The organism is Paracoccus binzhouensis, from assembly GCF_016446475.1.
GTDB lineage: Bacteria > Pseudomonadota > Alphaproteobacteria > Rhodobacterales > Rhodobacteraceae > Paracoccus > Paracoccus binzhouensis.
Genome location: NZ_JAEHFP010000019.1, coordinates 35,369 through 45,390, shown reverse-complemented (window position 1 = coordinate 45,390; position 10,022 = coordinate 35,369). Strand labels below are relative to the sequence as shown.

Sequence of the window (10,022 nt, the reverse complement as noted above, 5' to 3'; positions counted from 1 at the left end):
ATTGCGTGCCAAGGTCACCTCCCACGTAGAGATGATCTTGAATCACAGCCAGACGCGCAGGGGAATCCTTTTTGTCAACACAACCTACACGAAGCAGCTTCTGGCCGGCATCCACCATCGTGACTGGGAAACCTTCTCGGCCTTCATGTCGCAAATGCTGTTCGGGGGACTGTTCTATGCCGCCCAGCAGGTGGTCAACTCGTTCGGCATGGCCGACCGGGATGAATACTTGGAGAAGCGGCTGGCCCCTGATGCCATCGCTCGGGCCTCCTTCCAGCGCGCCGGGTTCAGTTCCATCCTGCCGCCCGTCATTGATACGGCCGCACAGGTAGGCGACTATCGGCCTGTCTTTGACTTCCGCACCTCGGACATGTCAGGGGCCATCTGGGGGAACCCTACGGCTGACCTGCTGAACAATGCGCGGCATGGCCTTCGGGCATTGATCGCGCCTGCTGCCCGAGATGATTACGATTTCTCGCAGCAGGATTTATGCGCCCTGACATCCTTGTTCATGTTCCAGAACGCCTTTGTCATTCGGAATGGTCTTGCCATGGCGGGGGCGGAACTGCCTCGCTTCTCTAATTAGAGGCGTGAGCAGCGAATCTAGCGGCTACCTTCGGGCGGCCGCTTTTTTCGGCCCCGCTGCCTTGGTGAGAAACGTTGTCAGCATGGTGCTGTCAGCGTGTCAGTAATTTTCACCTAAGCACTTGAAATATAACGATACTTGTGAATTGGTGGAGCCAAGGGGAGTCGAACCCCTGACCTCTTGAATGCCATTCAAGCGCTCTACCAACTGAGCTATGGCCCCACCGGAGGTCTGGGCGGCGTCACCGGCGCCCGTGTGAGGCGTCGTATAGGAGGGCGTGCCGGGAGGTGCAAGCGGAAAAAACACCCCCATTGCCAAAAATTCGCCACATCCGCCTTGCATATTGAAAACGCTGGTTTTTCATCCCTGAACCACCGGCCCTAGCCCCCACACCGGCCCCGGATGCAGCGGGCGGCCGATTCCCCGGCCGCCGCCATGAAGCCTTAGCCCAGACCCAGCTTGCCGCGCAGCGTTGCAAGATCTTCGGCCAGCGTGTTCACCTTGGCCGAAAGCAGGTTGCGGTCCTCGTCCGACAGTTCCTCGTAGGACACATAGCCGCCATCCTTGGTCTCGTATTTCGCCAAGACCTCGTCCACCGCCTTGAAGTTGCCGTCGACCTTGGCGACGAAATCGATCTCGCTGTCGGCGATCAGCGGGCGCAGCAGTTCATAGATCTTTTGCGCGCCCTCGAAATTCGCGTCGAAATCCCATAGGTCGGTATGCGAATAGCGGTCCTCCTCGCCCGAGATCTTGGTGGCGGCGACCTCCTCCATCAGCACGGCGGCGCCGCCCACCACCACCTCGGGCGGGAAGGTCAGGCCGTTGATGCGGTCGTCGAGCTCGGTCACGTCGGCCAGAAGCCTGTCGGCATATGGCGCCAGCCCCTCGGTCGAGCCCTTCTCCCACAGCCCGTATTCGATGCGGTGGAAGCCGGTGAAGGCCGCGTCCGCCTCGGCCTTCTCGTAATCGTCGGCGCGGGCGTCGATCGAGACGTCGAGATCCGAGAACAGCTCGGCGATCGGCTCGACCTTCTCATAGCTGGTGCGGGTGGGGGCGAAGAGCGCCTTGGCCTTCTCGACATCGCCGGCCTTGACGGCATCGGTGAAGGCCTTGGTGTCCTCGACCAGCCTGGCGGTGTTCTCGGCGACGTAGATCTTGTATTCGGCCAGCGGCCCGACCAGGTCCAGCGATGGATCCGCGGCAAGCGCCAGCGTGCCCCAGCCCGCCATGGCCAGCGCCAGAGCCGTCGTTCCGAGATGTCTTCCGATCATGGTTTCAACTCCCCATTGGTGCAGGATTTCGGCTTGGCGGGTCAGTTCCGCCTGGCTGCGGTGACAAGGGACGAGCCGAGATAGTCCCCCGGCTCGATGCCGGGCAGGACGAAGAAGTAACCGCCCCCCACCGGCTTGATGTATTCCTCGAGCGGCTCGCCGTTCAGGCGGTTCTGCACGGCGATGAAGCCGGCCTCCAGGTCGGCCTGGTAGCAGATGAACAGCAGGCCCTGGTCAAGCTGGCCGTTCTTCTGCGCGCCCCGCGAATAGTTGAAGGGCCGGCGCAGGATCAGGCTGCTCGCGTCTTCCGGGCGGCGCGGATTGGCCAGCCGGATATGCGCATCCGGCGGGATCTTCCGGCCCGCGGGGTCGGCCCGGTAATCGGGGGTGTCGTGCTCGGTCCCCCCGGGCGCGTCGAGGGGGGCGCCGCTGGCCTTGACGCGGCCGAAGATGCGTTCCTGCTCGGACAGCGGCGTGCGGTCCCAGCGCTCGACGAAATTGCGGATCACCCGCACGGCCTGGTAGCTGCCGCCATGCGCCCATTCCGGCTCGTCCGGGCCGTGGGTCCAAACCATGCGCTCCATCAGAGCCGCATCGTTCGCATCCGGGTTGGCCGAGCCGTCGCGGAAGCCCAGGAAGTTGCGGGCGCTGGGGGTCGAGCCGTCGGCGGCGGGCAGGACCGGCGGCACGAAGCCTTCGATCATCCAGCGCAGCACCAGGAATTCCGACAGGTTCTTCACGATGTCGCGCAGCGCATAGATGCAGGTGTCCTGCAGGTTGGCGCAGATCTGGATGGACAGGTCGCCGTGGCAGATCTCGGGGTCCAGGGCATCGTTGGGGAATTGCGTCATGCGCTGCAGCCGGGCCGGCTTCAGCCCGGCCAGCCAGTCGTGCTTCTCGAACAGGGAAGCGCCCAGGCCGACGGTGATGGTCAGGCCGTTGGGCGAGATCACCGGGCCCAGCAGGCCGGAATCGGTCGGCGGCAGCTTGGGATCGCGCCCGGCCACCGGCCCGCCCGCGGTCAGGAATTCGGCGCGCCGGGTCAAGAGCCGCATCATCCGCTCGAAATCGTCAAGCGAGGCCACCACCACGTCGAAGGCCGCGACGAGCCCGTTGGCCGGCCGCGGGGTGGTGATGCCGGCCTGGTGCGGGCCGTGGAACGGCACCCGCTGCGCCGCGGTTTCCGCATGGGCCCTGGGCGCGTCGTCGACATTGGGGGCATTGCCGGGACTGCCGTCCTGGGCGCGCAGGCGCAGGGCGCCAAGGGCGCCGAGCGCCCCGCCGATCCCCAGCCCCTTCAGCAGGTTGCGGCGCAAGGCGGAGCGGGGGGCCTGGTCCTGCATCTCAGTTCATCCCGATGGCCGGTTGCAGCTTGCGCAACGATTCCGACAGCTGCGTCAGAGCGGCCGACAGCTTCTCGCGCTCGGGCTGGGGTACGTCGCCATAAGTCGCGTGTCCGGTCGCCGCGACGGCCTCCAGCTGCGCGCGGGTCGCCTGCAGGTCCTGTTCGATCACCTTGTCCAGCGCCGGATCGACCCCCGCCACCACCTGGCGCAGCAGCCCGGCAAGCTTGCCGATGCCGTCCAGCCCGGCGGCCAGATCCTGCAGGTCATTGCCGGCATAGAGGTTTTCGCCCTGGGGTACCTGTGCCTGGGCCAGCTGCAGGGCGCTTTCGGCCGGCATCTCGATCAGCAGGCCGGGGTCCAGCGGCGCCTGTTTCAGCCGCGCGGCCAGTTCCTTCAGATCCGCGACCAGCGCGTCGGCGGCGGGCTGCAGCCCCTCGGTGCTGTTCCGGGCGAAAAGCCCGTATTCGATGCGGTGATAGCCGGTGAAGCCCGGGTCCTGCTCGCGTTTTTCCAGGTAGGCGGCCCGGGGGTCGATGCGTTCCTCGAGGTCCGAGAAGCGATAGGCCAGCGGCTCAATGCGGCGATAGGGCAGGCGGGCCTCGCGCCAGGCGGCGCGGGCGGCGTCGAGGTCGCCCGAGGCGATGGCCTCGCGCAGCGTCTCGGCTGCCTTGACGGCGGCATTGCCCTGCATGACAAGGTAGACGCGATATTCCGACAGCGGGCCCAGGAACTTGCGCAGCGTGACCTCCGAGGCGGCGGCCGCGGCCTCTTCCGATTGCGTCACCGTCAGCGTGCCGCGCGGGTTGGACAGAAGCCCGCAGGTGATCGCATAATCGCCGGGGCGCAGCTGCACCTCCAGCGTGGCGCGGAAGCCCGGGGCGATGTTCTCGCGCTCGGCCACGACCATGACGCCATCCAGGATCTCCCATTCGATGGGGCGGTCGCTGGCGTTCACGATCTCGAAGCTGCGCCGGCCGCCGGGGACGGTGATGGCGTTCGGCTCGCAGGTGGCGGTGTTGACCGTCACCAGCTGGTCGGCGGCGCTCTGGCTGCCGGCGGTCCGCTGCGTCGCATACCAGAAGGCGACGCCGCCCGCCGCGGCCAGAACCGCCGCCGCCGCGATCGCCAGATGGATGCCTTTGGAAGGTGAGCTCATTTACGTCCCGCGGTCTGCGGCCGCGCCGGCACGGTGCCGGAATGCGGCCTTAGGAAAAGCGTCAGCGTCACGGCCAGGAAGATGCCCCAGGCCAGCGCCTCGCCCAGCGTCGGGGCTTCGCGATAGCCCAGCAGGCCCGACAGCACCGTGCCGAGCGGGCTCGATTCGGGCAGGATGCGGCTCAGGTCGTAGACCCGCTCCTGCAGCCCGTTCCACAGCCCTGCCTCGTGCAGCGCCTTGACCGAGCCCGCCAGCAGCCCGGCGGCGACCAGCAGGATGAAGATGCCGGTCCAGCGGAAGAAGCGGCGCAGGTCCAGCCGCAGCGCCCCGGCGTAAAGGCCCCAGCCGGCGCCGATGGCCACAATCACGCCCAGGGCCGCGCCGATGGGCGCCGCGCCGTCCCGGCTTTGCTGGAAGATCGCCAGCAGGAAGAACACCGATTCCAGCCCTTCGCGCGCCACGGCCAGGAAGACCATGCCGATCAGCGCCCAGGTGCCGGCGCTGCCCTTGTGCGCCAGCGCCGCGTCGATGCCGGCCTGCAGCTCGGCCCGGATCGAGCGCGCGGCGCGGCGCATCCAGAACACCATGCCGGTCAGCACGGCGACGGCGACCATGCCGATCACCGCCTCGAACAGTTCCTGCATCTTCTGCGGAAAGCCGCTGGCCAGGACCTGGATCGCCGCCCCGGCGAAAAGCGACAGCGCCACCGCCAGGAACACGCCCACCCAGATCGCCGGCAGCCAGGCGCGGCGGCCGGTCTGGCGCAGATAGCTCGCGATGATGCCGACGATCAGGGCCGCTTCCAGCCCCTCGCGCAGCATGATGAGAAACGGAGCGAGCATCGGCCTTTTCCCAGCTTGTCGTGGTGCGGGTCCGGCTGGCGTCGGGCGCAGCCAGTCGGGCGGGCATCGCGGCGGATCCTTTCGACCCCCTGGGGCCGGTTTTCCGAGTCATTAAGGCGGAAATCGACAAAGTCAATCCGAAGCGGCACTTGGCGCCATGCCCGCGACGCCGTGCCTCAGCCGCGGCGGTGCGGCTCGGTCCAGTCGATCACCGGGTTGATGGGGATGATCCGGCTGGGATTGATGGTGGCGTGGCTGTAATGGTAATGCCGCACGATATGGTCGAAATGCACCGTCGCGGCCACACCCGGCCATTGGTAAAGCTCGCGCGTCCAGCCCCAGAGATTGGGATATTCGCGCAGCCAGGCGCGGTTGCACTTGAAATGCGTATGATAGACCGGGTCGAAGCGGACCATGGTGGTGAACAGCCGCCAGTCCGCCTCGGTCACCCGGTCGCCGCACAGGTAGCGGTTCTGCGCCAGGTGCGCCTCGAGCCAGGCCAGCGTCTCGAACAGCGGGTGCACCGCCTCGTCATAGGCGGCTTGCGAGGTGGCGAAGCCGGCCTTGTAGACGCCGTTGTTCACCCGGTCGTAGAGGCGCGCGTTCAGGGCGTCGATCCGCTCCAGCAGCTCGGGCGGGCAATAGTCGTCGCGATTGCCGGTGATTCCGTCGAAGGCGCTGTTGAACATGCGGATGATCTCGGCGCTTTCGTTGCTGACGATGGTGCTGCGCGTCCTGTCCCAGAGCACCGGCACCGTCACCCGGCCCGAGGCCGCGGGATCCGCCTTCAGGTAGAGGTCGCGCAGGAAGCGCAGGCCGAACAGCCGGTCGCCGGTGGTGCCGGGGAAATCGGCGGCGAAGGTCCAGCCCTCGGACAGCATGTCGGGATGCACGACCGAGACGTCGACATGCGCGGCCAGCCCCTTCAGGGCGCGAAAGATCAGCGTGCGATGCGCCCAGGGGCAGGCATAGGAGACATAGAGATGATAGCGCCCGCTTTCGGCGGCAAAGTCGCCCTCGCCGCTGGGGCCGGGGCTGCCGTCCGGGGTGATCCAGTTGCGCCAGGCGGTGGTGCTGCGCTGGAAGCGCCCCCCGGTGCTTTCGGTGTCATACCATTCGTCATGCCAGACGCCTTCGACCAGCTGGCCCATCCCGTCCCCCTCCTGCTTGCGGCTGGGATCAGCATAGCCGACCGGGTCGGGCGGGCAACCGGGCGGTCGTCATCGTCTCGGCGACGGTCCCCGAGGCGGCCACGCCCAAGCGGTTCAGCAGCAGCGCCCGGTCGGCGATGGCGGTGCGGTGCCGATCACCAGCGCGGCGATCAGCCCCAGGGCAAGCCATGCGCCCGGGCGCCGCTCAGTCACCCAGCAGGGCCGTCAGCGCGGCATCGTCGGCGCGCCTTCCATGGAACAGCGCGTGGAACGCGGCGATCTTGCCGTGCAGATCGCCGGGCGCGGCCTGGGGATAAAGCTTGTGCGACAGCCAGATCAGCCCGGCCAGGCGGTTGACCGACGGCGGCGCGTCTATGAAGCCGAACGGGGCCGAGGGCGCCGGGCAGACGCGCGATGAACCATAGCTGCGCATCGAAACGGGGCGGCCTCGGCACGGCCAGTTCATGCGGCCGCAGGGAATCGGCCGAGAGGTCAGTCATCGACCCCGACCATGACATCCGAGGCCTTGATCACCGCCGAGGCGCGGCCGCCGACCGCCAGGCCCAGTTCCTTCACCGCCTCGTTGGTGATCGCGGCGGTCACCACGCTGCCGCCCAGGTCGATGCGGACATGGCTGGTCACCGCGCCGGTGACGATCTCGACCACCGTGCCGGGCAGGACATTTCTTGCGCTGAGTTTCATGGTCAAGCTCCTCTGTGCGATCACGGATCACGCGGCCTTGCCGGGGCTGGCAAAGGCCCGGCCGCGCTTCCCGCCGGCTCCGGTTGCCGGAGTGTTCGTTATAGATATTGAAACATATCGACGGGCGCTGGCAAGCGCCCGCTGCGGCCCCGGCCGCTTCAATTCGTCGCGTCCGGGCAGAAAGACTTTCAACGCCCTTGCCCATGTCCACCTGCCCGGCCTTCATTATGCTCATACAAACATATCGATTCTCTCCGATGACGGAGAGAGGGGTGCAGGAGGGACGGGATGCGGGTCGTGGCAAAGGCGGGATTGCTTGGCGCCGCCATTCTGGGCCGGGCGGCAGCGTCCCTGTCGGCGCAGGAGGCCGCGCCGCCGCCGGTCTTCGTGCTGGGCACCATCACCCTGACGGTGGAAGACCGGGAAAGCCGGGACGGCACCACCACCAGCGTGACCGCCGAACAGGTGCTGCGCGCCAACCGCAGCACGCTGGACGATGCGTTGCGGGTCGCGCCGGGGGTGCAGGTCGGCCATACCGGCGGCAGCCGCTACGAGCGGCTGATCCATGTCCGCGGCTTCGACCGCTTCCAGGTGCCGCTGTCGATCGACGGTATCCGCGTCACCCTGCCCGCTGACAACCGGCTGGACTACGGCCGCTTCCTGACCCCGGACCTGGCCGAGATCCAGTTGCAAGAGGGTTACGTCTCGGTCCTGAACGGGCCGGGCGGCATGGGCGGCGCCATCAACCTGGTCACCCGCCAGCCCGTCCGGGCCTTCCAGGGCGAGGCGCGGCTGGGCGTCGAAGCCGGCAACCGCGGCGACATCGCTGCCCGCAGCGGCCTGCTGTCGCTGGGTATGCGCCGGCAGGGTTACTGGCTGCAGGGCAGCTACATGCGCCGCGACAGCGACGGCTTCTACCTGTCGCGCGACCATGCGCCGCGCCCGCAGCAGGGCGCCGGCCTGCGCGACCACAGCGACAGCGACGACGGCCGCCTGAGCCTCAAGGCCGGCTGGACGCCGAACGCCACCGATGAATACGTCCTCAGCTACACCCGCACCCGCCAGACCGGCGAGAAGCAGGCCTCCTGCAATATCGACCAGCCGATCCGGGGCGCCACCCCGCCACCGGGACCGGGCCAGGGCTGGCAGCGCGACTGGACCTGGCCGGAATGGGACCTGGACAGCCTGGCCTTCTATTCCCATACCGAACTGCGCGGCGGCTACCTGAAGACACGCGCCTATTACGACCGTTTCGACAACCTGCTGCCGGCCTGGGACGATGCCAGCCACTCCACCCAGACCGAGCGGCGCGCCTTCGACAGCCGCTACAAGGACTGGGCCTGGGGCCTCAGCCTCGAGGCCGGGGCCGAGCTGGGCGCGGCCGATACCCTGCGCGCCGCGCTGCATCATCGCCGCGACAGGCATCGCTCGATCCAGGTCTCGCGCCCCGGCCTTGGCGGCGTCCCCGATCCGGCCGAGCTCAGCGAGGAGGAAACCTGGTCACTGGCGCTGGAAAACACCTGGCAGGCCCGCGACGACCTGCGCGTCATCGCCGGGATCAGCCATGATCGGGCCGAGGTGCTGCAGGCCGAGCGCAACGCCGAGGATGCCGGCCTGCCGGCCGGCTCGACCAAGGCGGTGAACTGGCAGCTGGCCGCGATCTGGCTGCCCGATGCCCGCGGCGCATCCCACGCCAGCCTGTCCTCGCGCAGCCGCTTCCCGACGCTTTTCGACCGCTACAGCACACGCTTCGGCTCGGCCGTGCCCAATCCGGAGCTGAAATCCGAGCGCGCGCTGAATGTCGAGCTGGGCTATGGCGGCGATCTTGGCCCGGCGCGGATCGAGACGGCGCTGTCCCACAGCAAGGCCCGGGACATGATCCAGTCGGTGCCGACCGGCGGCCTGAACGACGAGGGCAAGCCCCTGTCGCAAAGCCGCAATGTCGGCGACGGCACCTGCGAGGGTTTCGAGATCGCGGCCAGCTGGGACATCGGCGACCGGCTGGGGCTGGCGGCGGGCTATCCCTTCCTGCTCCGCGACCTCTCGGACCCGGTCCGCGCCGATTACCGCCCGACCGACACGTCGCGTCACAATGCCTATCTGCGGCCGGACTGGCGGACCATGGACAGGCTGACCGTCTCGCCTTCGGTCGAGATCTCTGGCGCACGCCTGTCGGAAAGCGCCGTCCAGCCCGAGGATCCGGCGCGGATCGCCTATGCCCGCATGGCCTTCGGCATTCGCAACCTCTTCGACCGGGACCATCAGCCGGCCGAGGGCTTCCCCGAGCCGGGCCGGTCCTTCTTCCTGACCACCCGCATGACCTTCTGAACCCCGCCATCCGAACCCGGGGGCCGGATTTTGGCCCCCTCCACCCGGTCTGCACCATGACCCGCTTCGTGATCTATACCCGTCTCTCCTGCCAGGACCGCGACTGCCCGGACGGGGGCCTCGCCGCCCAGCGGCGCGCCATTGCGGCTTTCCTGCGGACCTGTCCGGGCGGCCCGCACCGGATCCAGGCACGCTTTCGCGACCTGCCGGAGGACCGGGCATTCCCGGGCTTGCAGGCGGCGCTGGCGGAATGCCGCGCCAGTGCTGCCGAGCTGTTGGTGGCCCGGCTGGACCGGCTGCCCTTTGCCCGGCTGGGATATGCGCCCTTCCTTGCGGATCCCGGCGTCACCCTGCGGGTGGCAGCGCTGCCGCATGCCGGCAAGGCCGAACTGTCGATCCATGCCCGCCGCCAGGCGCCGGAACAGAAACCGCGGCCCCCCTGGCACGCGGCCGGGGCGGCAGACGGCGCCGCGTTCCCGGATCAGGCGGCGAGGATCGTCCTGCCGATGCGCCGCCGCGGAGCGACGCTGCGGGACATCGCTTCGGCGCTGAACCGGGCCGGGCTGACCACCGCCAGCGGCACCGCATGGCGGCCGGGCCAGGTCTCGCGCCTGCTGCAGGCCATTGGGCAGGGCTGATG

General features: G+C 68.2%; 10 protein-coding genes and 1 tRNA gene. 3 read left to right on the top strand and 8 right to left on the bottom strand.

Translation table 11 applies throughout. The features are described 5' to 3' along the window. Positions 1 to 586, top strand: a 586-nt coding sequence (locus tag I9P22_RS07175) for a hypothetical protein (RefSeq protein WP_199258670.1), incomplete at its 5' end; no start/stop codon positions are given. Between the two features lie 146 nt (positions 587 to 732). On the opposite strand, the gene I9P22_RS07170 is transcribed toward I9P22_RS07175, so the two are convergent. From I9P22_RS07170 to I9P22_RS07135, 8 genes are all read right to left on the bottom strand, one after another. Next, positions 733 to 808: transfer RNA gene (locus I9P22_RS07170), tRNA-Ala, on the bottom strand. Between the two features lie 221 nt (positions 809 to 1,029). After that, complete coding sequence (gene efeO / locus I9P22_RS07165; RefSeq protein ID WP_199258669.1) at positions 1,030 to 1,857, bottom strand: iron uptake system protein EfeO; 828 nt, start codon at positions 1,855 to 1,857, stop codon at positions 1,030 to 1,032. 41 nt (positions 1,858 to 1,898) lie between these two features. Then, the gene (gene efeB, locus I9P22_RS07160) at positions 1,899 to 3,200 is read right to left on the bottom strand and encodes an iron uptake transporter deferrochelatase/peroxidase subunit (protein WP_199258668.1); all 1,302 of its coding nucleotides are present in this window, start codon (positions 3,198 to 3,200) and stop codon (positions 1,899 to 1,901) included. 1 nt (position 3,201) lies between these two features. Then, positions 3,202 to 4,359: an iron uptake system protein EfeO gene (gene efeO / locus I9P22_RS07155; protein ID WP_199258667.1), complete on the bottom strand. Its 1,158-nt coding sequence runs from the start codon at positions 4,357 to 4,359 to the stop codon at positions 3,202 to 3,204. Then, positions 4,356 to 5,201, bottom strand: coding sequence for an iron uptake transporter permease EfeU (efeU, locus tag I9P22_RS07150; protein WP_199258666.1), 846 nt, complete (start codon positions 5,199 to 5,201; stop codon positions 4,356 to 4,358). Before efeU ends, efeO (I9P22_RS07155) begins: the two co-directional genes overlap by 4 nt. Positions 5,202 to 5,377: 176 nt before the next feature. Further along, entirely contained in the window at positions 5,378 to 6,352 is a 975-nt protein-coding gene (locus tag I9P22_RS07145) for a glutathione S-transferase family protein (protein WP_199258665.1), read from the bottom strand. A 205-nt stretch (positions 6,353 to 6,557) separates the two neighbouring features. Beyond that, positions 6,558 to 6,785, bottom strand: coding sequence for a hypothetical protein (locus I9P22_RS07140; RefSeq protein ID WP_199258664.1), 228 nt, complete (start codon positions 6,783 to 6,785; stop codon positions 6,558 to 6,560). Between the two features lie 59 nt (positions 6,786 to 6,844). Next, complete coding sequence (locus tag I9P22_RS07135) at positions 6,845 to 7,054, bottom strand: TOBE domain-containing protein (RefSeq protein ID WP_199258663.1); 210 nt, start codon at positions 7,052 to 7,054, stop codon at positions 6,845 to 6,847. Between the two features lie 288 nt (positions 7,055 to 7,342). Here I9P22_RS07135 and I9P22_RS07130 point away from each other — a divergent pair, with 288 nt between their 5' ends. Together I9P22_RS07130 and I9P22_RS07125 are read left to right on the top strand one after the other, a co-directional pair. Further along, positions 7,343 to 9,382 carry a TonB-dependent receptor plug domain-containing protein gene (locus tag I9P22_RS07130; RefSeq protein ID WP_199258662.1) on the top strand — a complete coding sequence of 680 codons (2,040 nt, stop codon included), beginning with the start codon at positions 7,343 to 7,345 and terminating at the stop codon, positions 9,380 to 9,382. A 56-nt stretch (positions 9,383 to 9,438) separates the two neighbouring features. After that, positions 9,439 to 10,020 carry a serine integrase family protein gene (locus I9P22_RS07125; protein WP_199258661.1) on the top strand — a complete coding sequence of 194 codons (582 nt, stop codon included), beginning with the start codon at positions 9,439 to 9,441 and terminating at the stop codon, positions 10,018 to 10,020. Positions 10,021 to 10,022: the final 2 nt, after the last annotated feature.